This window comes from Nonlabens arenilitoris, from assembly GCF_002954765.1.
GTDB lineage: Bacteria > Bacteroidota > Bacteroidia > Flavobacteriales > Flavobacteriaceae > Nonlabens > Nonlabens arenilitoris.
On the sequence record NZ_MTPW01000001.1, the window covers coordinates 539,563 to 563,414 of the forward strand.

A 23,852-nucleotide genomic window follows, 5' to 3' on the forward strand; every position below is an offset into this window, starting at 1 on the left:
CGCTTACCTTATAAATACAGGCTCATTTTCCTTTATAGTGTCTTTTTCTGAATAACGATAATCATCCATTTGAAAAGCTAAAACATCTGATAAACTACTAGCCTTACTCTCAATTAAAAATCGTGCCATGGTACCACGAGCTTTCTTTGCAAAAAAAGAAATCACTTTAAGTTTATCATTTTTATAGTCCTTAAAAATTGGACTTATTAAATGTCCATTCAAAGACTTCTTTTCTATCACTTTAAAATATTCATTACTTGCTAGATTCACTACTACTTCATCTTCTTTTATCTCTTTATTAAGTGAAGGAGTTACAATATCTTTCCAGAAGGCATAAAGGTTTTTATCTTTTCCTATAGAAAGTTTAGTTCCCATCTCAAGTCGATATGGTTGCAACAAGTCTAGTGGCCTTAAATATCCATACAACCCAGATAGTATGCGCACCATGGACTGCATGTCATCGATGTGATTTGATTGTAATGTATAAGCATCTAAACCTGTATAAACGTCACCAGCAAATGCATATACTGCTGGCCTGCTATTAGCGGCAGTAAATTCTACTTCAAAGTCTTGATTACGTTGGTAATTTAAATCTGCAAGCGTATCTGAAATATGCATTAATTCACCTATTTCTTTAGCAGACATTTTTTTTAAAACTTTATTAAGTTTTGTAGCTTCTTTTATAAATACAGGCTGTGTATGATCTTTAATAGGAAGTTCTGTTTTATAATCAAGGGTTTTTGCTGGCGATAGTAAAATTTTCATGGCGCTTAAATTTAAGACTCAAAAATAAGAGTAGAAATTTCTTTTATCACATAAAGGCTAGTTAACTTATCAATACAATAATTGATAATCCTTATCTAATAAAAAAGTCCAAATGACATAATGATATCATTTGGACTTTTTTTAAGCATCCTTAGAATTTGCAGCATACACACGCCATTTTTCGATACAATTTTTCATATCATCTGGTATGTCGCAATTAAAACTCATCCATTGTTTAGTTACCGGATGTTCAAAACCTAGTGTTTTTGCATGAAGTGCCTGACGTGGTAATACCTTCATGCAGTTATCTACAAACTGTTTATATTTAGTAAAACTAGTTCCTTTTAAAATCTTATCTCCGCCATAGCGTTCATCATTAAATAACGTATGACCTATGTGCTTCATATGAACACGTATTTGATGTGTTCTACCAGTTTCAAGTTTGCAAGAGATCATAGTTACATAACCTAGTCCTTCAATCACATTCCAGTGTGTAACAGCTGGCTTTCCTTTGTAAGCTTCTTCACCAGACCAGACATAGTTTTGCAATCTATTTTTAGGATGTCTACCTATATTACCTTCGACAGTTCCACTTTCTTCATCAAAATTCCCCCAGACTATAGCAATATACTCACGTTCACTTGTCTTTGCAGCAAATTGAGCACTTAAATATGACATCGCGTTTTCTGTCTTTGCAACGACTAGTAGTCCACTGGTATCTTTGTCTATACGATGTACTAGACCAGGACGATTACTGCTATTATTAGGCAGGTTTTCAAAATGATGTATCAGCGCATTGATAAGTGTCCCAGAATAGTTACCATGACCAGGATGAACAACCATACCTGCAGGTTTATTTACAACAACTAAAGAATCATCTTCATATACGATGTCTAATGGAATATCTTCAGCAACTAATAAATTCTCATGTGGTGGATGCTTAAATAATACACGTATGCGATCACCAGCCTTAACCTTATAGTTAGATTTTACAACCTCATCATTTACTCTTACAGCACCATCTTTGATACTTTGCTGTATCTTACTACGAGTCGCATTTTCTATAAAATTCATTAAATACTTATCGACTCTTAATGGCTCTTGTCCATCACTAGCAGTAAATTGATGATGTTCAAATAAATCATCGTCGTGAGCGTCATCCAGCTCTTCTGTATTAGTTACCTGTGGCATCTTCTGTTGTATCTTGAGCAGCTGGCTCTTCTCTATTGAGTAATGATTTATCTCCTAGTACTAAATCTATAACTGACGTTTTCATGAGAGATGCACCTGGCTCTATTTTATCACCTTTATAGCGCAACTCCAGTACCATATCAGTAGCTATATGTGGTCTGTAAGTAACATTACCTACCTTAAACCCTAAAGCTTTTAAAGTTGGTTCAGCTTGTCTTCTTGTTCTATTAATCAGGTTAGGTATTTTAACCTCACCATATCCTGATGGATTTAATTTTATATAAATCTGTCTATTCTCTTTAACAAATTTTCCAGCAGCAGGATCTTGTTCGATAACACTACGCGGTGGAAACTCTGGATTATAGCTTGAACTATCAATTAATTTACGTCTCAAATCTAATTCTTCAAGCTGCTCGTCAACTTCAACAAGTGATAACTTTGCGAGATTAGGAACTTGAATTTTTTGACCATGATTCGTGTAAGAACTCAACCAAAATAAATAGACAAAGCACAAAGCAACTATTAAAGCTATCGCTAATAATAAATGCTTCAAAAATGTTTTTGTAAAAAGAAATTTAATAAAACTCATGTAATTAATTCAAATCGTTTAAAAATGTCGTAAAATTAATACTAACTCTTTTAGAACCATTAGTTTGTAAATAATAACGATCTCTAGCCGCATTCATATTCCCTATCTCTAACATAAATGCCGGTGCATTAACCTTTTCTAATAACGCTGTACCATTCACTTCAGTACGTATAGTAGAAAAATAAGCGTCTTTAGTCAAATGTGTGATTAAAGAACTAGCATGCTCTTTACTTTTTGCAAACTCCATGTTTTTATCATTAAGTACTATAGCAGCTTGTCTAGGACCATTATTTGAAAAACCCATGTGTATGGAAATGACTAAATCAGGTTTTAAAGCATTTATCTGGGCTGCACGTTCTTCTATAGATAAATGTACACCTGTAGGGTTATGATAAATAACATTTACATCACTAGTTAATTCACCAGTAATCTCGGCGACCAAAGCATAAAGTATTTCAAACTCGCTTTCATCCTCGACTATTGCTCCTCTATCGACATCATCATGCCCACGATCTATTACAACCGTAAAAGTTTTAACATCATCATCACTTGCTTTCACCATAATACTAACGGTGCAAAACAGTATAAAAAGAAGATATTTTTTCATCTTAAATATTTGTTCAAATATAATCATTGAAAACATACTTAGAACCAGTTCTTTTTTAACTTTGTTGTTCACGCTTTTGCGAAAAGTTAATCTATGAAAAACATTGCGGTATTAATGGGCGGCTATTCTAGTGAGTGGCAAATCTCTATGAAAAGTGGAGCTGTAATCGCAGAGCACCTAGACCGGAACTTATACAATGTATTCCCAATTGCTATTTTACAGGAAGGTTGGTATTATAAAGATACTTCAGGTAAACGCTATGAGGTGGATAAAAATGATTTTAGCATTACCGTAGACGGTAAACATATCACCTTTGATTGCATATACAATACCATACACGGTACACCAGGAGAAGATGGGAGAATCCAGGCTTATCTTGAATTGTTACATATACCACAAACTTCATGCGACTCTTATCAAAGCGCCATAACCTTTAATAAAAGAGATTGTATTGCCGTATTAAAACCATGGGGTATTTATACTGGTAAACACATCTACCTTAACAAAGGCGCAGATTATAATGCAGAAGATATCTCTAAAAGACTAGGATTACCTTACTTTGTAAAAGCAAATCGTAGCGGCAGTAGCTTTGGGGTTTCTAAAGTATATGAAACAAGTGAACTAGAAAAAGCCCTGGAAGTTGCCTTTGCAGTTGATGATGAAGTAATACTAGAATCCTTTTTAGACGGTACTGAAGTATCTGTAGGTATATATCAAATTGACGATGAAATAATTGCGCTACCACCTACAGAGATTGTAAGTGAGAACGACTTCTTTGATTATGAAGCAAAATATCAAGGTAAATCTCAAGAAATAACACCTGCTAGAATATCTCTAGAACTTACTCTCGCGGTACAAGAACAAAGTAAAAGAATATATAGTGTACTCAAATGTAAAGGAATCGCCAGAGCTGACTTTATCTTTCATGATGGTACACCACATTTTATAGAAATAAATACTAATCCCGGAATGAGTACAGAAAGTATTATTCCTCAACAAATAAAAGCTACTCATAAAACGCTTCAACAAGTATTTACAGACGTTATAGAGAACACCATAAAACACCATTCATGAAAAGAGCCGTATTCCCAGGAAGTTTTGACCCTATAACATTAGGCCATTATGACATTATAGAACGTGGTCTAGGCCTTTTTGATGAAATTATTATCGCCATAGGTGTTAACGCAGATAAAAAATACATGTTCTCTCTTGAGCAACGTAAAGAATTTATAGAAAAAGCTTTCATTAACCAACCCAAGATTAAAGTCATGACCTACTCTGGATTGACTATTGATTTCTGTAAAGAAAATGATGCCAGCTTTATTTTACGTGGACTACGTAATCCTGGTGACTTTGAGTTTGAAAAAGCGATTGCACATACTAATCGTAAATTATCAGAAATAGAAACCGTGTTTCTATTAACTAGCTCTGGTAAATCATACATATCATCATCAATCGTTAGAGATGTGATAAGAAATAATGGAGACTTCACTAGTCTCGTACCAGATACCGTAAAGTTATGAGACTACTCACCTACTTCTTATTAATTACCATAGTTATATCGTGCCAGCAATCTGATAAGCAAATCGCCGAGGAAATAAAAGACTGGCAAACACCTTTTGAAAAAGGTAACGGAAATCAAACGGCTACATACCAAGAAGTAATTACGTTTTATAAAGATTTAGCTTCATCATATTCTACAATAGAGATAGAAGAAATAGGATTGACCGACAGCGGTTTACCACTTCACCTTATTAGTTTTTCAAAAAGCAATATAGATTGGAAATCCGTTAATGAGGACAAGATTAAAATACTCGTTAATAATGGTATTCATCCAGGAGAAAGTGACGGTATAGATGCTACCATGATGTTGATGAGAGATCTAGCTACTGGTAAAATCGACGCGCCAGATAATCTCATTTTTTCGGCCATCGCGATTTATAATGTAGGAGGCTCTTTAAATCGTAACAGTCATACTAGAACTAATCAAAATGGACCAGAATCATACGGTTTTAGAGGTAATGCTCGCAATTATGATTTAAATAGAGATTTCATAAAAGCAGACAGCCGCAATGCTCAATCTTTTTATCAGGTCTATCATAAAGTAAACCCAGATATATTCATAGACAATCATGTAAGTAATGGCGCAGACTATCAATACACATTAACACACCTATTTACACAACATAACAAGCTGGGCAAATCTGCAGGAAACTACCTTTACAACCATCTTCAAAAAGATCTAGAACAACGCATGCAAGACCGTGATCATTCTATGACGCCTTATGTAAATGTTTATGGTGTATCACCAGAAAACGGATTTTCTCAATTCATGGATCATCCACGTTACAGTACTGGATATACCACACTGTGGAACACCTTAGGCTTTATGATAGAAACACACATGCTTAAGCCGTATAAAGACAGAGTTCTGGGTACAAAAGCTATAATGGAAGAAACCATTGCTCTAGGTACTGAGAATATAAACGCCATAAAAGCAGCCAGATCTTCATCTTTTAAAGAATTTAATGACGCTAGATATTATGCACTTAACCATATAGTAGACAGAGATAAAGCAGACACGCTACTTTTTAAAGGCTATAAAGCGCAACGCAATATTAGCGAGGTAACTGGACAGGAACTACTCACATATGATCGTAATCAACCTTTTGAAAAAAACACACCATATTACAATCATTTTATCGCCACAGATTCAATTAAAATACCTTCCTTTTATGTGATACCACAAGGGCAATGGGAGATTATCGAATTAATGCGCATGAATAATATTCAAATGGAAGTTTTACCTAAGGACAGTACAATAACGGTCACACAATACCGCATAGAAGATTTTAATACGTCTAGTAACGCTTATGAAGGACACTATCCTCATTCTGACGTTGTTTTAAGTAAGAAAAATATAGAATTACGCTTTCGCGAAAGCGATATCATCATTCCTACTGCACAACCAGGAATAAGATACATTATTGAGACTTTAGAACCGCAGGGACAAGATTCTTTTTTTAAATGGAACTTTTTTGATACAATTCTACAGCAAAAAGAAGGCTTTTCTTCATACGTATTTGAGAATACAGCAAAAGGAATGCTATCAAGTAATGCTAATCTCAAAAAAGAGTTTGACTCTATTAAAAAATCAAACGATAATTTTGCACAAAGTAATTATGCACAATTAAAGTGGCTGCACGATCGCTCTCCTAACTATGAAAAAGCTCATTTAAATTATCCAATCTATAAAGTTCATTACAATGATTAAAAATATTCTTATTCTTTTAATAGCATGCGCATTTATCTCTTGTAAAAAAGATAAAGAAATTATCGATTTAAATGTACAAGGTGCTGTAAAGACAACGCGTCTTATTGCAGACTTTAATTGCAATAACATCTCTTATGTTTTTCAAGTACCATTTTATGAAGGTGACACCGATACCCAAAAACGACTTAATAAAGCAATAAAAAATCTTATTACTCAAGACTTTATTGATGTTACATACAATAAAGATGCAGACCTAGAAGAAATATGGTCTATTTTCATATCTCATCGCGAGCAAAAGATATGTAGTGGTGATATGAGTGGTATATCAAATATTAATATAGAACATACTACACAAACAGATGCACTAATAAGTTATGAGCTTACCTATACTAGAAATGGTCAACATAAAAGATTGATCAATACGTTTAAAAAGCCAGAGCTTACTACTTTAACAACCCTAGACCTTACTAAAGATCAAAAGGAAGATGACGTGAGAACTATTTTTGACATTAATTTACAACAGTCTGTTGCTAATCTTGCTCTTGAGGTAAAAATGGATGACCAGACTGCTTTTAGAAACTATGTGCAAAACAAAGTTTTCAAATTTGAAAAAGAAGAATTTGAAAACGCGACTATAGGTATTAAAGAACTAGGTGTAGATTCTTTAACACTACAGTTAACAAAGCACATAGAGCTACCAGAAACGTTTATGTACTTGAATCCAGATGTAAAAGTGGAGATTAGAGCTAAAGAGATGGAATATTATCTAGACCTATCGCCTCTTAAAATTTAAAGTCTGATCTGGAAACAGTTCCTTAATATTACTATAGGAAGATTCTAGAGCCTTCTCTGCCTCTTCTTGATCAAGCCATGTGGCAATATCAATTCCTTCTTCTTCTTGAGGCGCTAGTTTACCCTTATAATTGGTCTCTAGGAGGTACCAGTGTGTAAGCTTTAATTTTAGAGAGGATTTTCTATTAAATACATGGTAAGTACATCCCAGCTTATCAACGATTTTCAATTTCTTTACACCAGTTTCTTCTTCTATTTCCCTTTTTGCGGTTTTTTTCATTCCTTCAAAACGATTGGACTTTCCTTTTGGGAGATCCCATTTACCGTTGCGATGTATGAATAAAAACTTATTCTCTTTATTAATTACAAGGCCGCCACCAGCTTTCACTAGTGGTAACTTTTTATGTAATCTTTTTAATATTTTTTTTCATTTTTTGAATAAAGCAATACTTTTTTAAGCTTGCCCTTCTCAATTTTCTTAATAATCTTGAGCAAGTCAACATCTTTAAGAGAAAAAACTCCATAATCGGGATAATCATCCCTATTTGATGTCACGATAATTGCGACGTCTTTCACAAAAACTTTATACATTTGCGCCATGGTTATAAATAAGGATATCGCAATTAAAACGGCTGAATTATTATTGCAAATTAAAGCAATAAAATTGCAACCACAAGAACCTTTTACATGGGCTAGCGGCTGGAGATCACCAATCTATTGTGATAACCGCGTAACGCTTTCATACCCAACGATTCGCAATTTCTTAAGAGAACAACTCTCAAATCAAATTGAAGAATTATACGGTAAGCCAGATGTTATTGCTGGAGTGGCAACAGGAGCTATAGGTATAGGTATGCTAGTAGCAGACTACTTAAATCTTCCATTTGTATATGTTAGACCCGAAGCAAAGAAGCATGGCCGTCAAAATCAAATTGAAGGACATCTAGAAGCAGGTCAATCAGTAGTTGTTATAGAAGATTTAATAAGCACTGGTAAAAGCAGTTTAAATGCCGTAAACGCACTTAAAGAAAGTGGTGCAACTGTGAAAGGTATGTTGGCATTGTTTTCGTATGGCTTTGAATTTGCACAAGAAAACTTTGAAAAACATGATTTGAACTTACACACATTAAGTGATTATAACCACTTAATATTACAAGCTCAAAATACTGGACATTTCTCAGTGCAAGAAATTGAATTATTAAAAAGCTGGAGAAAAGATCCTAGCGCCTGGACAGGTAAATAAAATATTATGAATTTAGAAAGCCGTACGGTACAGACACAAAAAACACCGCAAGAGTTATTTGAATTTTTAACCCAAGTTGAAAATTATAAGCAGTTAATGCCAGATGACACAAAATTTGAAACTCATGGAGATGACAAATTTTTGTTCGGTCTTAAAGGTATGCCAGAAATAAAACTAGGTCTTCAAGAATCCATACCTTTTACTAATGTCACACTAGGCTCCACTAGTGACAAACTAGCATTTACATTAAGTTGTAATATTGAACAAGTTGCAAATGGCTCTCAAGCGCAATTAATCTTTAATGGAGAATTTAATGCAATGATGGCCATGATGATTAAAGGTCCAATAAAAAAATTCCTAGAACAACTGGCTAGTGGCCTAGAGAAACTCTAGTAGTTCCACCTCACTTGTTTTAAATCATAAGCGGTGATTTGCCCTTCTTTTTCAAGGAGCAATTCACCGTTTTCTGTTACACCATATACCATTGCAACGATATCTTGCCCATTAATTTTAAAACTCATTTGTTGACGATACTTAAATAGATATTTAAGATACTTTTCAATAGTTTGATTCTTATTTTTAAGAGCCTTATCTAGATGAGAAAGAAATTGCACTAACAACACTTCTAGCTTAAAAGTTTGCCCGGTAAGATTTTTTAAAGAAACTGCTCGCGGTAGATCTTCAAATTCTTCTTGATTAACATTAAGACCTATTCCTACTATCGAGTGCGTCCATTTACCTTTTTGATAAGTATTTTCAATAAGAATGCCTGCTAATTTCATTTGAACTGACAGGATGTCGTTAGGCCATTTTATTTTGGCCTGTACATTTAAATCCTTTTTAAGCCACTGCACCATCGCAACAGACACAATTTGATTAAGCTCAAAAGGAGTTATTCCAGAAATATTTTCTGTTACTAAAACACTAAATGTCAGGTTTTTACCGTTTTCAGAAGACCACGTAGATCCACGATTACCACGACCTTGTGACTGCGATAAACTATAAATAGCAGTGAGGTGTTGTGTTTCGCTTTCGCGAAAGCGTGCTCTCAATTCATCATTAGTTGATGTAGTGGCATGTAATTTGACTATTTGCAAGAGACTATTTATCTAGAGATTAAGTTTTATTTTGTAAAACCACTGGTAAAAAAAGAATAAATTTGTCATAACAAAAAATATTTGATGACTAAAGAAAAAGTTTCTACTGATGCGTTAATCGCTCAAATGATCGCTGGAATAGAAGATGTTAAAGGTAATGACATCACTATCATGGATTTAAGAGAAATTGAAAACACCGTAACAAGCTATTTTATTATCTGCAACGGTAACTCCAATACACAAGTAAACGCAATCGTAAACTCCATACAAAGAAAAGTAAGTAAAGAATTGCAAGAAAATCCATGGCATGTTGAAGGTTCTTCACAAGCAGAATGGGTTCTAATGGATTATGTTGATGTTGTTGTACATGTTTTTCAAAAACATGTAAGAGAATATTATGACCTAGAAGGATTATGGGGCGATGCTAAAACTACCGTTATAGAAAGCACTTACTAATAACAAGATTATACAAGCTAATGTCTGAACAAAATAAATCAAATCAAAAACCTGGAAATGGGAAACCTATATTACCAGGAGGCGGAAAACCTAAATTTAGTGTATGGTGGATTGCAGTACCTATTGTACTAGCTTTTCTGGCTTATTCACTGATAAGCGATGCCGTTAACTCTCCAAAAGAAACTAATAAGTCTGAGTTCTTTAATTATCTAGAAGATGGAGATGTAAAAGAAGTCATCGTTTGGAATGGCAGGTATGCTGAAGTATTTCTTACTAAAGAAGCCTTAAGCAACGAGACAAAGCACAAAGATGCTTTGAAGCCTAGTGCTATGAATCAAGGTAAAGTACCGCAGTATAAATTTGAATTTGGTGATTTAGAAATTTTTCAACCACAACTAGAAGAAGCCGTTCAGAACAACAACCTAGAGACTAAAGTTTTATATAAAACACAGGATAACACGTTCATGAACGCGATATGGAGTTTCTTGCCTATTATTTTATTAATAGGTGTATGGATTTTCATTATGCGTCGCATGAGTGGTGGCGGTGCTGGTGGTGGCGGTGGCCAGATATTTAACATAGGAAAGTCTAAGGCAAAACTTTTTGACCAAAAAACTGATGTAAAGACAACTTTTAAAGATGTTGCCGGATTAGAAGGTGCAAAAGAAGAAATACAAGAAATAGTAGACTTCTTGAAAAACCCAGAAAAATACACGTCTTTAGGTGGTAAAATCCCTAAAGGTGCCTTATTAATAGGTTCTCCAGGTACAGGTAAAACGTTACTTGCAAAAGCTGTTGCTGGTGAGGCAAAAGTTCCATTTTTCTCATTAAGCGGATCGGATTTTGTAGAAATGTTTGTAGGAGTAGGTGCCAGTAGAGTGCGCGATCTTTTCAAGCAGGCAAAAGAAAAGTCCCCATCCATTATTTTCATTGATGAAATAGACGCCATAGGACGAGCAAGAGGTAAATCTAATTTTTCTGGTTCCAATGATGAACGTGAAAACACGCTGAATCAATTACTAACTGAAATGGATGGTTTTGGCACAAATACAAACGTAATTGTACTTGCAGCAACAAACCGTGCAGACATACTGGATAAAGCATTAATGCGCGCTGGTCGTTTTGACAGGCAAATTTATGTTGACCTTCCAGACGTAAATGAACGTGAAGAAATTTTTGAAGTGCACTTGCGACCTCTTAAAAAGGTGGATAATGAATTAGATACCTCATTCCTAGCAAAACAAACACCTGGATTCTCAGGTGCAGACATTGCTAATGTGTGTAATGAAGCTGCTCTTATTGCCGCTAGAAAAGGTAAAAAGGCTGTTGATAAGCAAGATTTTCTAGATGCTGTGGATCGTATCGTAGGTGGACTAGAAAAGAAAAATAAACTTATCACACCGTCAGAAAAGAAAACTATTGCATATCATGAAGCTGGTCACGCTACTGTAAGCTGGATGACAGAACATGCTGCGCCATTAATTAAAGTTACTATTGTACCGCGTGGTCAATCTTTAGGTGCTGCATGGTACTTACCAGAAGAGAGGCAAATTGTACGACCAGAACAAATGCTGGATGAGATGTGTGCCACTATGGGTGGACGTGCTGCAGAGAAAGTTATTTTTAATAACATTTCTACAGGTGCTTTAAGTGATCTAGAAAAAGTCACTAAACAAGCTCGTGCTATGGTTACTATATATGGGCTTAATGATAAAGTAGGTAACATTACATATTATGATTCTAGCGGACAGCAAGAATATAGTATGTCTAAGCCTTATAGTGAAGAAACAGCTGTGATCATTGATCAAGAAATTTCTAAAATTATTGAAGCACAATACCAAAGAGCAATTAAAATTCTAGAAGAAAATAAGGATAAATTAACGCAACTTGCAGAAGTTTTACTTGAAAAAGAAGTAATCTTTAAAGATGATTTAGAAAATATCTTTGGAAAAAGACCTTTTATAAAAGAAGAAGCAGTTGCATTAAAATCATCAACTAGAACTATTGCACCAGTAACTAATTCAAAGGAGGAAGAAGAATAGTTTGTAACTACTATAATTAGTAAGTATATTTACCTTATCCCTAATATTAATGCGTCTAACATAGATGAGTATTTTTAAAAAACTCTTCAAAAAATCAACTGATTCTGAGTCTTCTCAGAACAAGGATGCTGGGCGCTCTAAATATATGCCAGAGGAAAAACTGCCGCTGGATGAGAGGTTTATACACAATTTCACTACTCAAGGTGGTAGGTTCCTTTACTCACTAGATGAATCTGAAGTGCAAGCTAATTTTGAGGACGTACTTGTAGAACATGACTTTTTTGAAACTAAAGTACTTTGTACGGATTCTAATTTGAGAAATAGATTTAACAGTTATAATCTTCAATTTTCAGACATTCATGATGATTGCAGTTTTTTCTTAACTACTTGCGAATACATCATTGCTGATAATGGTGCTATTTTATTTTCTTCTAATCAATTAAAAGAAAAAAAGCCCGTTGACTTCCCAGAAACTATGATTGTACTAGCAACAGCAAGTCAAATCGTTGAGTCTATAGGTGAAGGATTAAGAGGAATTAAACATCGTAGTGGATCTAATATACCTACTAATATTACTACTCTTAAGAATTTTGAGGAACCTAAGGTTCAAGAGAAAAAAGACCTAATGAATTATGGAGTTCCTAACAAACGTGTCTACCTCATATTATTAGAAGATTTATAAGATGCGTGAATTATTAGTACGTTCCGTCTCAGGAATCATGTATGTTTCATTAGTAGTTCTAAGCGCCTTATATTCTAGGGATGTTTTTATTCTCCTATTTTGTGTTTTTGCATTTATTTGTTTAATCGAATTAATGCCCATGATACGCTTGAAGCAATGGTTAATATACCCTATGCTGCCTATCAGCTATATTCTGTTAGTATGGTATGACTGGCCAGCAACTTATCAACCTTACTACAGTTATGCCATATATAGTTTATTGGGCGCTACCCTATTAGTAAACCTCTATTTAATTAGAGATTTAGTTTTATTAAATAGGATACCCTTATTTAATACTAAAAAGCACATTATAGCATTGTTATATTTAATAGGCAGTAGTTTATTTCTGGCCTTAATACCAGATGTCGTGGAAGAGTACAAACCAGAATTATTGATAGGCATCTTTAGCATTATATGGGTTAACGACAGTTTTGCTTATATCACAGGGAAAAACTTTGGTAAGCACAAATTACTAGAACGTATTTCTCCAAAAAAAACAATAGAAGGATTTTTAGGAGGTTTATTCATGGCATTACTAGCCGGTGTAGCACTACATTTTTATGTAGGTGTATATGGATTATGGCAGTGGATTATGTTAGCATTTATCGTTGCATTTTTTGGCACGATAGGCGATTTAATACAATCTAAAATAAAACGTCAAGCTGCTGTTAAAGATAGCGGTAGTATCATGCCTGGTCATGGAGGTATCTTTGATAGAATGGACAGTATTATATTTGCAGCTCCATTTGCTTATTTATTCTTTACAATACTTAACTATGTTTCATAAAGAAGGAACCGTTTCTATACTTATAGGAATAGCCGTTGCAGGTATACTTACCGCAATAGCCACACAAATCAGTATGCCTAACTGGCTATCGTATATATTAATTGGATTAGGTTTAATTTTTTTAATTATAATCTTACAATTTTTTAGAAACCCTAAAAGAATAACAATACTAGATGACGCAACTATTGTATCTCCAGTTGACGGTAAAGTAGTAGTTATTGAAAAAGTGCAAGAAAACGAATATTTTAAAGGTGAACGGCTAATGATTTCAGTATTTATGTCACCTATTAATGTACACGTAACTCGCTACCCTATAGGTGGCCAGGTAAGTTATAGTAAATACCATCCAGGCAAGTACCTTGTCGCATGGCATCCTAAAGCTAGTGAAGAAAATGAGAGGACTACTGTTGTGGTTGATCACAAAAACGGACAACAAGTTATGCATCGTCAAATTGCCGGCGCATTAGCAAAACGTATTGTAAATTATGCCGTAGAAAACGAATCAGTAGGTCAAGGCGGTGAAAGCGGCTTTATTAAATTTGGATCAAGAGTAGATGTCTATTTACCAGTGGACACACCTGTTAATGTTGAACTTAATCAAAAGGTAAAAGGTGGTGTTACCGTATTAGCACAGTTTTAATGACAAAAGAAGAACTCGATAAAAAGTTTCAAGAGGCCTTTGAAAAAGCCAGTAAAGAAGAACAGTCATTAGTTCCTCTAGAGCTTCAATTGCATCTTTATGCCTATTATAAAAGAGCTATTGATGAGCCTTATGTCAATAATCGCAGCTTTGAAACAAACGATTTACGCAGTGCTTTTAAAATGAATGCCATTATACAAGTCCAACAAATCTCTAAAGAAGAAGCTAAACAACGATACGTTAAGATTATAGAAGACCTATATCCTAAACCATGGTAAATTAACTATCTTTCTTTTTACCCTTATGAGGCTTTAAAAGATAACGCATAAGCCATATTGATGCTTTTATTAACAGGACTAGAACAACGATTGCTGTCACCAGAATAACGATAGGGTGCTCCATAAATGAGCGTATTATTATCATAACGACATATATTTAATATTCATATTTACGATTATTCATGAACAATCTTAAATATAAAAAAAACGACCTTCATGGGAAAGTCGTTTTTTATTTGATATAATTAAGATGCTTTATCCATTTAAAGCCTTCATGCTGGCCTGTATCGTCTCGATTTTTGCTAGAGTATCTGCTTCTTTTTGTTTTTCTTTCTCAACAATCTCTACAGCTGCATTATTTACAAAACGTTCATTACCCAGTTTCTTTTGAACACCTATTAAAAATCCTTGAGCTCTTTTCAATTCACCAGCAAGTTTTTCAAGTTCAGCAGCAACATCAATATTGCCTTCAAGAGGTATAAAGTATTCATTTGATTTTACACGATAACTAGCTGCACCAGCAACTTGTTCTTTTACAATTTCAATTTGAGATACGTTACCCATCTTCATAATTAGACTATCGTACTCACTAGACAGCTGTTCATTATTAATAACACTTAGGGAAATCTCATTTTTAAAAGCGATTTGTTTTTCTTTACGAACTGTACGTATTCCAGAAATAACATCTTGAACGAGTATAAAATCGTTTAGTAAATCTACATTCATAACATCAGCAACTGGCCATGTGTTTACACACAATGCATCATTTACATCTCTAACTGCAATCGATTGCCATAACTCTTCAGTAATAAAAGGCGTAAATGGATGCATTAATCGCAAATTATCTTCAAATAGTCTAATCACCTGATGAAGGGTTTTAGGATCAATAGGTTTTTGATATTCTGGCTTAATAATTTCTAATAACCATCCACAAAAGTCATCATATATTAACTTATAGCTAGTCATCAATACATCGCTTATTCTATATTTAGAATAATGATCCTCTACCTCATTTAAAACTTGGGCAAATCTAGACTTATACCAGTTTAGACCTTGTAGTGCATATGTAGGTTGTGATAGTGTCTCATCAACTTCCCATCCATCTATTAACCTATAGGCATTCCACATTTTATTTACAAAACCTTTTCCTTGTTGACATAAGTCCTCATCAAACATAATGTCATTTCCTGCTGCTGCGCTTAATAAAAGGCCTACTCTCACACCATCTGCTCCATAATCATCTATTAACCCTAGTGCATCGGGAGAATTCCCTAAAGACTTAGACATCTTGCGACGTTGTTTATCACGTACTAAACCAGTAAGGTAAACTTTATCAAATGGCTTTTCATCTCTCAATTCATATCCCGCAACAATCATACGTGCTACCCAGAAAAACAGAATATCGGGCCCAGTAACTAAATCTCTTGTTGGGTAATAATAATTGATTTCTTCGTTTTCTGGCTCCAGCACACCATTAAACACGCTTATTGGCCATAGCCAGCTCGAGAACCATGTATCTAGAACATCGTTTTCCTGTCGTAGATCTTTGGCTTGCAAGTTTTCGTTTTTAGTTCGCTTTCGCGAAAGCGTAACAGCATCTTCAATACAAGTAGCTACAACAAAATCCTCTTTACCATCACCATAGAAGTATGCTGGTATGCGTTGTCCCCACATCAATTGACGTGAGATATTCCAGTCTCTTACGTTTTCCATCCAGTGAAAGTAAGTACTCTTGAATTTTGCTGGCAATAGCTCTACTATATCCTCGCGTACTGCTTTAATTGCAGGCTGGGCAAGATCTTCCATTTTTAAAAACCATTGATCACTCAATCGTGGTTCAATAACGGCACCTGTGCGCTCGCTCGTACCTACTTTATGAACATGATTTTCTTTATTAATTAAAAAACCTTTTTCTTCTAATTCATTAGAAATTTCTTTACGAACTACAAAGCGATCTTTGCCTTCATAATGTAATCCATAGCTATTTAATGTCGCATCTGCATTAAAAATATCTATTACCTCAAGATGATGCGTCTCTCCTATTTTCTTATCATTTTCATCGTGTGCAGGTGTAATTTTAAGTGCTCCTGTACCAAACTCCATATCTACATACTCATCAGCTATTATAGGTATCTCACGATTAACAATAGGAACGATTACAGTTTTGCCTACTAGGGCCGTATAACGTTCATCTTCTGGATGTACACAGATCGCAGTGTCTCCAAGTATAGTCTCAGGTCTTGTAGTAGCAATTGAAATATAATCATCGCTTCCTTTTATTTGATATTTTAAGTGATATAGATGACCGTTACGTTCTTCATAGATGACTTCTTCATCACTAAGAGTAGTCTGTGCCTCGGGATCCCAGTTAACCATACGGAAACCACGATAAATCATATCCTTATTAAATAAATCAACAAATACTTTTATCACAGATGCTGACATGTCGTCATCGAGAGTAAACTTAGTGCGAGACCAATCACAACTGGCGCCTATTTTTTTAAGTTGATCTAAGATAATACCACCGTACTCATCAGTCCAATCCCATGCATGTTTTAAAAACTCTTCTCTAGTTAAATCATTCTTATCAATGCCTTGTTCTTTAAGTTTTTTAACAACTTTAGCTTCAGTAGCAATGGATGCATGATCTGTACCTGGAACCCAACATGCGTTGAAACCTTTCAAACGTGCTCTTCTTATAAGTACATCCTGAATAGTATTGTTAAGCATATGCCCCATATGCAGTACACCTGTAACATTAGGTGGCGGAATAACAATCGTGTAACTCTCACGCTCATCTGGGACTGACTTAAAAAAATCATTCTCCATCCAGTACTTATACCACTTATCTTCTGTGGTTTTAGAATCATATTTTGCTGCTAAGGACATTTTTGGCTTAGTTTTTGAAATTTCATCGACAAAAGTACTATTTACTTAAATTATACACATCATTAACAGAGGCTTTAAGTAGTAATAATTACTTTTAATCACGATAAAGAATAATGGACATGAAAAATATCTTCTTATTATTAATAGCAATTGGATTTGGACAATTTTTAAATGCGCAAGATGAGTCTACGCTTGATAAAAATACCTCCGTAAAATTTGTTGAAACTACAATCGATTATGGAAGGATAGAAAAAGGCAGTGATGGAGTACGCACGTTTACTTTTACTAATACTGGCGACCATCCTTTAAAGATTTATAATATCTATTCGGCATGTAATTGTGATATAGTAGCACAACCTGAGGAGCCTATAGCACCTGGAGAAAAAGGTGAAATAAAAGTGAAATATGACACTGAAAAGGTGGGACCTATTGTTAAAACAATAACGGCCAATACAAATACTAAAGAAAAACTTATCCCTTTAAATTTAATTGGAGAAGTGCTACCTGCGAGTGCAGACAACAAGGATGAGGAAGAAAAAATGAAGATGTAAAATTATTCTATTAATGGGATAAGTTGCAATTTTGTTTTATATACTATTCCATTTCTCACATACTTAATTTTTAAAATGCTATAAGGGTTTTGGTAAAAATAATTGGTGGCACTTTTAAGTGTCAAGCTTAAACCTGTCCTAGAATTTATTTTAACGATTTGATCACCTATTTTAAGCCCAGCCCTAGATGCAGGTGAATTATAGTTCACTGAAGACACTATTAATTTTGGTGATAGTCTTAAACTATTCTCAACACTAGAAGAATATATTTTTATCCCTTTTTGATTTTCAAATTCGATATTATTATTATTATTAAAATTTGAATATTTAATATCAAAACCTTTTGATTTTATTTGCATGCCAGACATGTTATAATAAAATTCATTTTTAAAATATTTATTTGGTATTAAGACTAGTTTTTCATTTTTATAATCAAACAAAATTCTAAATCGCCGTAACATCCCTCCTCCTATAGAGCCGTTTGAAAAATCATCTTTTAGATAATTGAGATTCTCAGTCGACAGATTGGGATATGAGACAGTAGGTCTGGTTAATGAAAAATCGCCTATTTGAAAAGAATGAAGTTTTGATCTAAGCCCATCAATCTCACCCAGCAATCCATATCCCAAATAATCCTTAAAACCCTTATCAGGTAATGATACCTTAATCTTATTAGATGAATACAACCATAATGCATCACTATTACCAGTGTCTATCATTAAATTTAAACTAATCGAATCGTTATTTATCAAAGAATTGACATAGGGCTTGTTTTCAACAATATTCAATGGTATACGATCATATTTTTTAAATCTTCTATAATTTTTTTATTAGATCTATAAAAAATGAGTTGTTCTCTTTGATAATCAACTTCTACGAGTAATTCGTTAAATAAATCTGAACCTATCAATCCATGTATAGGTATTCCTATTTGAGCACTAAGATCAAATTTATCATCAGTTAAAATTAAAAGCTCTGAGTCATTATTAAATAAATCATTATTCAACGAAATTTTATTTCCTTTACTTAGATAAGCCTCAAAATAACCATCTCGATCAGCACCTTGATACCTCATAAGTTTACCTCGATTAACTTCGATTGAATCAACGCCTACAAAACCAAAAATTAAAGTTCTATCAGATCCCGTATCTACTATGAAATTAAGTGGCACATTATTGAGCTCAGCTTTAACGATTATCAAATTTGCACTCGAAACGAATGGTACTTTAACTTTATCTACTTTATTAGACAAATCGAAGTATGACTGAGCAATTACTGTTGAACTAAAGAATAAGATATAGTAAAAGATTAGTTTACTTTTCATAAAACATAAATATAAGGAAATCATAATCACTTTTATATAGAGCTTAGTCGTATTACATTTGCAAAACAAAATAGAAATTCATGCCAGCAATATCTCATAAGGGTGCCATAATGCCCTCATCACCGGTTAGAAAACTAGTTCCATTTGCAGAAGCAGCAAAAAAGAGAGGAATTCATATCTATCCTTTGAACATAGGTCAACCAGATATAAAAACTCCTAGTCAAGCTATACAAGCGGTTAAAGACACTGACATGGAAATTTTAGCATATAGTCATAGTGCTGGAAATGAGTCGTATCGCACAAAATTAGTTACCCATTATAATAAAATAGAAATGGGATTAACTATAGATGACGTGATTGTATCTACAGGTGGTAGTGAAGCATTACTGTTCACTATGGGTAGCATATGTGATTATGGTGATGAGGTAATCATACCAGAACCATTTTATGCAAACTATAATGGTTTTGCAACAGCAAGTGGAGTTACCGTTAGACCGATACCTACAAAAATTGAAAATAATTTTGCATTACCTTCTATAAGTGATTTTGAAGAGCTCATCTCTGATAAAACTAAAGCAATTTTAATTTGTAATCCTGGCAATCCAACAGGATATCTATATACACAAGAAGAAATGAATCAACTAGCAGCGCTGGTAAAAAAACATGATTTATTCCTTGTGGCAGATGAAGTTTATCGTGAGTTTGCATATGATGGTCGTGAGCACTTGTCAGTCATGAATATACCAGGTTTAGAACAACATGCCATCATGATAGATTCTGTATCTAAAAGGTATAGTATGTGTGGTGCTCGTATAGGATGTATGGTTTCTAAAAACAAAGAAGTTATGGCTACCGCAATGAAATTTGCTCAAGCTAGATTAAGTCCTCCAACATTTGCTCAAATTGCTGCCGAAGCTGCACTAGATACCCCACAAGCTTACTTTAATGAAGTTATAGGAGAATACATAGAACGTAGAGATATCCTTATAGCAGGTCTAAAAAACATACCAGGTGTCGAGGTTGCAAATCCAGGTGGCGCATTTTATTGTGTCGCTCAATTACCTGTAGATGACACAGATGCATTTGCCCAATGGATGCTAGAATCTTTTCAACTAGATAATGAAACTATAATGGTGGCTCCAGCAGCTGGTTTTTACAGCACTGCTGGAGTAGGTAAAAATCAAATCAGAATAGCTTACGTTCTCGAAAAAGAATCTTTAATAAAAGCAGTTCAAATCTTAGCAGAAGCTCTTAAAGCATATAACGCGTGATTGAAATAAGATCACACTTCTCTCTTAAGGAGCATAACACCTTTGGAATATCTGCTTTTGCAAAAGCATATACATCTGTATCCACTATACAGCAACTTAAAGAAGCTCTTGCATATTATCACAACGAGGAAGTATTTCTTCTAGGTGGTGGCAGCAATATGTTATTACTTAATAATATTGAGAGACCTGTTGTACATGTAAACATCAAGGGTATTAACCTTTTAAAGCAAGAGAATCAACATGTATATATAACAGCAATGGCAGGAGAAAATTGGCACGACTTTGTCATTTTTTGCATTGAAAATAATTGGGCTGGAATTGAGAACATGGCTCTCATACCTGGTAATGTAGGCACCTCTCCTATTCAAAATATAGGTGCATATGGCGTGGAATTAAAGGATACATTTGTTTCATGCACCGTTATGAATATTAAAACAGGTGATGTAACAACACTCCATTTAGAAGATTGTAAATTCGGTTACAGAGATTCCATTTTTAAGAATGAAGCATTAGGAAAATATGTCATTACCTCTGTAACATTTAAATTGACAAACCTCTCAAAGAAAAATGAGTATCAACTAAAAACTAGTTATGGTGCAATAAAAGATGAATTAGAGAACCTTCAAATAGAGCCATCCATACAAGCTGTTGCACAAGCTGTAATTAATATAAGAAGTAGCAAATTACCTGACCCAAAAGTGATAGGTAATAGTGGTAGTTTTTTCAAAAACCCTATTATTGAAAAAAGTTATTATGAAGACCTTATAAGAATGCATCCATCTATACCGCATTACCCAGTAAATGAAAAGCAAGTAAAAGTACCTGCCGGCTGGCTTATAGATCAATGTGGTTTTAAGGGTAAACGACGTGGTGATGCTGGTGTGCATGATAAACAAGCGCTAGTTCTTGTAAACCATGGCAACGCTACTGGACAAGAAATTATTGCTCTCGCAAAAGAGATTCAGGCAATGGTTCAAGACAGATATGGGATCACTATTGAAACAGAAGTGAATTTAATCCAGAATTAAGAATACATCACTTATTATTATTAAATTTGCACTATGGAATTACTCTTTATAACGATAGGATTATTAGCTCTCGCATTTGGCGGTATTGCAATAAAAATCTGGGGAAAAAAAGACGGTAAATTTGCGGGCACTTGTGCTAGTCAAAGCCCATTTCTTAATAAAGAAGGTGAAGCTTGCGGTATGTGCGGTAAATTACCAGAAGAGCAAGATTGTAAAAACCCTTCTTTAGAATCTTAATTAGAAGATGGAAATAGGCATAGCGTTCATAGTCCTAGCTGGATTTGTGCTTATTAATATAATTTATCATTTCTTTTTGGCACGAGTTGGTTTTTACAAAACAACCCAACAAGTCAAGTCACAGGATGCCGTTTCTATAATTGTATGCTCAAAAAACGAACAAGAAAATCTTAAAACTCTTGTTCCCTTACTGCTTCAACAAAATCATCCCAATTTTGAAATTATATTAATCAACGATGCTTCAATTGACAACACTCTGGAAGTCATAGAAGAGTTTCAGGCAATAGACGATAGAGTAAAAAAAGTTGATGTTGTTAATAATGAGAGTTTCTGGGGCAACAAAAAGTATGCGCTCACTTTAGGTATTAAAAAAGCTATTAACGATAAACTTATTTTTATTGATGCAGATTGTAAACCGGCTAGTAATAGCTGGCTACAAATAATGGCTGATGGTTTTGCCGAGAACAAAAGTATAATTTTAGGCTATGGAGCTTATGAGAAAAAGAAATACTCCATTCTCAATGCCTTAATTAGATATGAAACTGGTATCACTGCAATACAATATATGAGTTATGCACTACATGGAAATCCATATATGGGTGTAGGTCGCAACCTAGCTTATACTTCAAAACAATTTTATGATGTGAGTGGCTTCATAGATCATATGAAAGTTTTAGGTGGTGACGATGACCTCTTTGTTAATCAAGCAGCTACTAAAGACAATACTACGGTAATTATTGAACCAGATGCCTTCACAATAAGTAAACCTAAAAACACTTGGTCTAATTGGTGGACTCAAAAGCGACGTCACATTAACACCGCATCACATTACAAGGCAAAACATAAATTCTTATTAAGTCTTTACTTTATATCTCAGATAGGCTTTTTAACAGCAGCAATTCTTGGCTTTATCATAGGTATGAATTGGATGTTTATATTGGGATTAGTTCTTTTAAGATATTTAATTGTGTGGCTAGTCATAGGGAAAGGTTTATCTCGCTTTCGCGAAAGCGATATCATACCATTCATTCCATTACTAGAGATAATTTTAATATTTACACAATTGGGACTGTTCCTTGCTAATGCGGGAAAACAACCAAAACGCTGGAAATAGTCAGTTTGACAGATTTTTAACGACTACATCACTGCTCACAGAAGCATTATACCTAAATTTGTAGTATGAATACAGTAAAAGAATCCATCGCTCCACCTGCAAAAGGAAAACCTAAATGGTTGCGCGTTAAACTTCCTGTAGGGAAGAAATATAAAGAATTACGTGGTCTGGTTGATAAATACGACTTGCATACTATATGTACATCTGGTAGCTGTCCTAACATGGGCGAATGCTGGACTGAAGGGACTGCGACCTTTATGATATTGGGTAACACTTGCACAAGATCGTGCGGTTTTTGTGGTGTAAAAACTGGTCGTCCGGACGATATTGATTGGGCAGAACCTGAAAAAGTTGCTCGTTCTATAAAATTAATGGGTATAAAACACGCCGTTGTAACCAGTGTAGACCGCGACGACTTAAAAGATATGGGATCAATCATATGGAAAGAGACAGTCGCTGCGATACGTCGCATGAATCCAGAAACTACTCTAGAAACATTAATTCCAGATTTTCAAGGCAACAAACGCAATATAGATCGTATTGTTGAAGCAAATCCAGAAGTAGTATCACATAACATGGAAACTGTACGACGTTTAACTCGTGAAGTAAGAATCCAGGCTAAATATGATACCAGTCTAGAAGTATTGCGTTATTTAAAAGAGCAAGGAATTAATAGGACTAAGTCTGGTATCATGCTAGGTTTAGGTGAACGTGAAGAGGAAGTTATACAGACTATGCAAGATCTACGAGATAATAATGTAGATGTTGTTACGATAGGTCAATATTTACAGCCTTCTAAAAAACATTTGCCTGTAAAAGAATTCATTACTCCAGAGCAATTTAAAAAATACGAAACAATAGGTCTGGAAATGGGTTTCCGTCATGTGGAAAGTGGCGCTCTAGTTAGAAGTTCTTATAAAGCACATAAACACATCTTATAATCTTTTTTAGATTGT

28 protein-coding genes are annotated in these 23,852 nt (G+C 34.4%); 18 read left to right on the forward strand and 10 right to left on the reverse strand.

The features are described 5' to 3' along the window. Nucleotides 1–3: 3 nt before the first annotated feature. The 4 genes from yaaA to BST92_RS02340 form a co-directional block, all read right to left on the reverse strand. Nucleotides 4–765, reverse strand: coding sequence for a peroxide stress protein YaaA (gene yaaA / locus BST92_RS02325; RefSeq protein WP_105070000.1), 762 nt, complete (start codon nucleotides 763–765; stop codon nucleotides 4–6). A gap of 141 nt (nucleotides 766–906) precedes the next feature. Beyond that, a complete protein-coding gene (locus BST92_RS02330; protein ID WP_105070001.1) occupies nucleotides 907–1,956 on the reverse strand; it encodes an RluA family pseudouridine synthase in 1,050 nt (349 codons plus the stop codon). Then, nucleotides 1,940–2,545 (reverse strand): PASTA domain-containing protein, encoded by a 606-nt coding sequence (locus tag BST92_RS02335; RefSeq protein WP_105070002.1) that lies wholly within the window; start codon nucleotides 2,543–2,545, stop codon nucleotides 1,940–1,942. The genes BST92_RS02330 and BST92_RS02335 overlap by 17 nt, the downstream gene beginning before the upstream one ends. 4 nt (nucleotides 2,546–2,549) lie before the next feature. Next, entirely contained in the window at nucleotides 2,550–3,152 is a 603-nt protein-coding gene (locus BST92_RS02340) for an N-acetylmuramoyl-L-alanine amidase family protein (protein ID WP_170061695.1), read from the reverse strand. Nucleotides 3,153–3,245: 93 nt separating this feature from the next. On the opposite strand from BST92_RS02340, the gene BST92_RS02345 reads away from it, so the two are divergent. From BST92_RS02345 to BST92_RS02360, 4 genes are read left to right on the forward strand one after another with little or no spacing between them, the layout of a single operon-like run. After that, a complete protein-coding gene (locus tag BST92_RS02345; RefSeq protein WP_105070004.1) occupies nucleotides 3,246–4,226 on the forward strand; it encodes a D-alanine--D-alanine ligase in 981 nt (326 codons plus the stop codon). Next, nucleotides 4,223–4,675: a pantetheine-phosphate adenylyltransferase gene (gene coaD, locus BST92_RS02350; RefSeq protein ID WP_105070005.1), complete on the forward strand. Its 453-nt coding sequence runs from the start codon at nucleotides 4,223–4,225 to the stop codon at nucleotides 4,673–4,675. Before BST92_RS02345 ends, coaD begins: the two co-directional genes overlap by 4 nt. Further along, nucleotides 4,672–6,426, forward strand: coding sequence for a M14 family metallopeptidase (locus BST92_RS02355; protein ID WP_105070006.1), 1,755 nt, complete (start codon nucleotides 4,672–4,674; stop codon nucleotides 6,424–6,426). Before coaD ends, BST92_RS02355 begins: the two co-directional genes overlap by 4 nt. After that, nucleotides 6,419–7,219 (forward strand): hypothetical protein, encoded by an 801-nt coding sequence (locus BST92_RS02360; protein WP_105070007.1) that lies wholly within the window; start codon nucleotides 6,419–6,421, stop codon nucleotides 7,217–7,219. Before BST92_RS02355 ends, BST92_RS02360 begins: the two co-directional genes overlap by 8 nt. On the opposite strand, the gene BST92_RS02365 is transcribed toward BST92_RS02360, so the two are convergent. Beyond that, a complete protein-coding gene (locus tag BST92_RS02365; protein WP_342747822.1) occupies nucleotides 7,199–7,606 on the reverse strand; it encodes an NUDIX hydrolase in 408 nt (135 codons plus the stop codon). The two genes, BST92_RS02360 and BST92_RS02365, sit on opposite strands and share 21 nt — an antisense overlap. 26 nt (nucleotides 7,607–7,632) lie before the next feature. Beyond that, nucleotides 7,633–7,809, reverse strand: coding sequence for a hypothetical protein (locus BST92_RS15420; protein WP_342747823.1), 177 nt, complete (start codon nucleotides 7,807–7,809; stop codon nucleotides 7,633–7,635). A gap of 7 nt (nucleotides 7,810–7,816) precedes the next feature. Between BST92_RS15420 and pyrE the strand changes: the two genes are divergently transcribed. Then, entirely contained in the window at nucleotides 7,817–8,461 is a 645-nt protein-coding gene (pyrE, locus tag BST92_RS02370; protein ID WP_105070008.1) for an orotate phosphoribosyltransferase, read from the forward strand. 6 nt (nucleotides 8,462–8,467) lie between these two features. Continuing rightward, on the forward strand, nucleotides 8,468–8,854 hold the full coding sequence (locus tag BST92_RS02375; protein WP_105070009.1) for an orotate phosphoribosyltransferase: 387 nt from the start codon (nucleotides 8,468–8,470) through the stop codon (nucleotides 8,852–8,854). Here the strand turns inward: BST92_RS02375 and BST92_RS02380 are convergent. Then, nucleotides 8,851–9,558, reverse strand: a complete 708-nt coding sequence (locus BST92_RS02380) for a biotin--[acetyl-CoA-carboxylase] ligase (protein ID WP_105070010.1) — start codon at nucleotides 9,556–9,558, stop codon at nucleotides 8,851–8,853. The two genes, BST92_RS02375 and BST92_RS02380, sit on opposite strands and share 4 nt — an antisense overlap. A gap of 84 nt (nucleotides 9,559–9,642) precedes the next feature. Between BST92_RS02380 and rsfS the strand changes: the two genes are divergently transcribed. The 6 genes from rsfS (at nucleotide 9,643) to BST92_RS02410 (ending at nucleotide 14,482) form a co-directional block, all read left to right on the forward strand. Beyond that, nucleotides 9,643–10,014, forward strand: a complete 372-nt coding sequence (gene rsfS / locus BST92_RS02385) for a ribosome silencing factor (RefSeq protein ID WP_105070011.1) — start codon at nucleotides 9,643–9,645, stop codon at nucleotides 10,012–10,014. A gap of 20 nt (nucleotides 10,015–10,034) precedes the next feature. Then, nucleotides 10,035–12,056 carry an ATP-dependent zinc metalloprotease FtsH gene (gene ftsH, locus BST92_RS02390; protein ID WP_105070012.1) on the forward strand — a complete coding sequence of 674 codons (2,022 nt, stop codon included), beginning with the start codon at nucleotides 10,035–10,037 and terminating at the stop codon, nucleotides 12,054–12,056. Between the two features lie 64 nt (nucleotides 12,057–12,120). Next, nucleotides 12,121–12,738, forward strand: coding sequence for an LUD domain-containing protein (locus tag BST92_RS02395; protein WP_105070013.1), 618 nt, complete (start codon nucleotides 12,121–12,123; stop codon nucleotides 12,736–12,738). Nucleotides 12,739–12,775: 37 nt separating this feature from the next. Next, nucleotides 12,776–13,564 carry a phosphatidate cytidylyltransferase gene (locus BST92_RS02400; protein WP_245910971.1) on the forward strand — a complete coding sequence of 263 codons (789 nt, stop codon included), beginning with the start codon at nucleotides 12,776–12,778 and terminating at the stop codon, nucleotides 13,562–13,564. Continuing rightward, nucleotides 13,554–14,204: a phosphatidylserine decarboxylase family protein gene (locus BST92_RS02405; RefSeq protein ID WP_105070015.1), complete on the forward strand. Its 651-nt coding sequence runs from the start codon at nucleotides 13,554–13,556 to the stop codon at nucleotides 14,202–14,204. The genes BST92_RS02400 and BST92_RS02405 overlap by 11 nt, the downstream gene beginning before the upstream one ends. Further along, the gene (locus BST92_RS02410; protein ID WP_105070016.1) at nucleotides 14,204–14,482 is read left to right on the forward strand and encodes an acyl-CoA-binding protein; all 279 of its coding nucleotides are present in this window, start codon (nucleotides 14,204–14,206) and stop codon (nucleotides 14,480–14,482) included. The genes BST92_RS02405 and BST92_RS02410 overlap by 1 nt, the downstream gene beginning before the upstream one ends. A gap of 255 nt (nucleotides 14,483–14,737) precedes the next feature. Here the strand turns inward: BST92_RS02410 and BST92_RS02415 are convergent, their stop codons facing one another. Next, entirely contained in the window at nucleotides 14,738–17,371 is a 2,634-nt protein-coding gene (locus BST92_RS02415) for a valine--tRNA ligase (RefSeq protein WP_105070017.1), read from the reverse strand. 119 nt (nucleotides 17,372–17,490) lie between these two features. Here BST92_RS02415 and BST92_RS02420 point away from each other — a divergent pair, with 119 nt between their 5' ends. After that, a complete protein-coding gene (locus BST92_RS02420; RefSeq protein ID WP_211292426.1) occupies nucleotides 17,491–17,922 on the forward strand; it encodes a DUF1573 domain-containing protein in 432 nt (143 codons plus the stop codon). Nucleotides 17,923–17,924: 2 nt separating this feature from the next. On the opposite strand, the gene BST92_RS02425 is transcribed toward BST92_RS02420, so the two are convergent. Next, the gene (locus BST92_RS02425) at nucleotides 17,925–18,641 is read right to left on the reverse strand and encodes a PDZ domain-containing protein (RefSeq protein WP_105070019.1); all 717 of its coding nucleotides are present in this window, start codon (nucleotides 18,639–18,641) and stop codon (nucleotides 17,925–17,927) included. Between the two features lie 65 nt (nucleotides 18,642–18,706). After that, complete coding sequence (locus BST92_RS02430; RefSeq protein WP_105070020.1) at nucleotides 18,707–19,246, reverse strand: pepsin/retropepsin-like aspartic protease family protein; 540 nt, start codon at nucleotides 19,244–19,246, stop codon at nucleotides 18,707–18,709. A gap of 80 nt (nucleotides 19,247–19,326) precedes the next feature. Here BST92_RS02430 and BST92_RS02435 point away from each other — a divergent pair, with 80 nt between their 5' ends. From BST92_RS02435 to lipA, 5 genes are all read left to right on the forward strand, one after another. Then, a complete protein-coding gene (locus tag BST92_RS02435) occupies nucleotides 19,327–20,517 on the forward strand; it encodes a pyridoxal phosphate-dependent aminotransferase (RefSeq protein WP_105070021.1) in 1,191 nt (396 codons plus the stop codon). Further along, nucleotides 20,517–21,545: a UDP-N-acetylmuramate dehydrogenase gene (gene murB, locus BST92_RS02440; protein WP_105072180.1), complete on the forward strand. Its 1,029-nt coding sequence runs from the start codon at nucleotides 20,517–20,519 to the stop codon at nucleotides 21,543–21,545. Before BST92_RS02435 ends, murB begins: the two co-directional genes overlap by 1 nt. Nucleotides 21,546–21,578: 33 nt before the next feature. Continuing rightward, nucleotides 21,579–21,782, forward strand: coding sequence for a membrane or secreted protein (locus BST92_RS02445; RefSeq protein ID WP_105070022.1), 204 nt, complete (start codon nucleotides 21,579–21,581; stop codon nucleotides 21,780–21,782). A 7-nt stretch (nucleotides 21,783–21,789) separates the two neighbouring features. After that, nucleotides 21,790–22,896 (forward strand): glycosyltransferase, encoded by a 1,107-nt coding sequence (locus BST92_RS02450; protein ID WP_105070023.1) that lies wholly within the window; start codon nucleotides 21,790–21,792, stop codon nucleotides 22,894–22,896. Between the two features lie 65 nt (nucleotides 22,897–22,961). Continuing rightward, nucleotides 22,962–23,837, forward strand: coding sequence for a lipoyl synthase (gene lipA, locus BST92_RS02455; RefSeq protein ID WP_105070024.1), 876 nt, complete (start codon nucleotides 22,962–22,964; stop codon nucleotides 23,835–23,837). Nucleotides 23,838–23,852 lie beyond the last annotated feature (15 nt).

Bases quoted from the DNA above. Each gene is read 5' to 3' on its own strand.
- yaaA (WP_105070000.1), bottom strand. From the start codon at position 765: ATGAAAATTTTACTATCGCCAGCAAAAACCCTTGATTATAAAACAGAA.
- BST92_RS02330 (WP_105070001.1), bottom strand. From the start codon at position 1,956: ATGCCACAGGTAACTAATACAGAAGAGCTGGATGACGCTCACGACGAT.
- BST92_RS02335 (WP_105070002.1), bottom strand. From the start codon at position 2,545: ATGAGTTTTATTAAATTTCTTTTTACAAAAACATTTTTGAAGCATTTA.
- BST92_RS02340 (WP_170061695.1), bottom strand. From the start codon at position 3,152: ATGAAAAAATATCTTCTTTTTATACTGTTTTGCACCGTTAGTATTATG.
- BST92_RS02345 (WP_105070004.1), top strand. From the start codon at position 3,246: ATGAAAAACATTGCGGTATTAATGGGCGGCTATTCTAGTGAGTGGCAA.
- coaD (WP_105070005.1), top strand. From the start codon at position 4,223: ATGAAAAGAGCCGTATTCCCAGGAAGTTTTGACCCTATAACATTAGGC.
- BST92_RS02355 (WP_105070006.1), top strand. From the start codon at position 4,672: ATGAGACTACTCACCTACTTCTTATTAATTACCATAGTTATATCGTGC.
- BST92_RS02360 (WP_105070007.1), top strand. From the start codon at position 6,419: ATGATTAAAAATATTCTTATTCTTTTAATAGCATGCGCATTTATCTCT.
- BST92_RS15420 (WP_342747823.1), bottom strand. From the start codon at position 7,809: ATGTATAAAGTTTTTGTGAAAGACGTCGCAATTATCGTGACATCAAAT.
- pyrE (WP_105070008.1), top strand. From the start codon at position 7,817: ATGGTTATAAATAAGGATATCGCAATTAAAACGGCTGAATTATTATTG.
- BST92_RS02375 (WP_105070009.1), top strand. From the start codon at position 8,468: ATGAATTTAGAAAGCCGTACGGTACAGACACAAAAAACACCGCAAGAG.
- rsfS (WP_105070011.1), top strand. From the start codon at position 9,643: ATGACTAAAGAAAAAGTTTCTACTGATGCGTTAATCGCTCAAATGATC.
- ftsH (WP_105070012.1), top strand. From the start codon at position 10,035: ATGTCTGAACAAAATAAATCAAATCAAAAACCTGGAAATGGGAAACCT.
- BST92_RS02395 (WP_105070013.1), top strand. From the start codon at position 12,121: ATGAGTATTTTTAAAAAACTCTTCAAAAAATCAACTGATTCTGAGTCT.
- BST92_RS02400 (WP_245910971.1), top strand. From the start codon at position 12,776: ATGTATGTTTCATTAGTAGTTCTAAGCGCCTTATATTCTAGGGATGTT.
- BST92_RS02405 (WP_105070015.1), top strand. From the start codon at position 13,554: ATGTTTCATAAAGAAGGAACCGTTTCTATACTTATAGGAATAGCCGTT.
- BST92_RS02410 (WP_105070016.1), top strand. From the start codon at position 14,204: ATGACAAAAGAAGAACTCGATAAAAAGTTTCAAGAGGCCTTTGAAAAA.
- BST92_RS02415 (WP_105070017.1), bottom strand. From the start codon at position 17,371: ATGTCCTTAGCAGCAAAATATGATTCTAAAACCACAGAAGATAAGTGG.
- BST92_RS02420 (WP_211292426.1), top strand. From the start codon at position 17,491: ATGAAAAATATCTTCTTATTATTAATAGCAATTGGATTTGGACAATTT.
- BST92_RS02425 (WP_105070019.1), bottom strand. From the start codon at position 18,641: ATGATAGACACTGGTAATAGTGATGCATTATGGTTGTATTCATCTAAT.
- BST92_RS02430 (WP_105070020.1), bottom strand. From the start codon at position 19,246: ATGAAAAGTAAACTAATCTTTTACTATATCTTATTCTTTAGTTCAACA.
- BST92_RS02435 (WP_105070021.1), top strand. From the start codon at position 19,327: ATGCCAGCAATATCTCATAAGGGTGCCATAATGCCCTCATCACCGGTT.
- BST92_RS02445 (WP_105070022.1), top strand. From the start codon at position 21,579: ATGGAATTACTCTTTATAACGATAGGATTATTAGCTCTCGCATTTGGC.
- BST92_RS02450 (WP_105070023.1), top strand. From the start codon at position 21,790: ATGGAAATAGGCATAGCGTTCATAGTCCTAGCTGGATTTGTGCTTATT.
- lipA (WP_105070024.1), top strand. From the start codon at position 22,962: ATGAATACAGTAAAAGAATCCATCGCTCCACCTGCAAAAGGAAAACCT.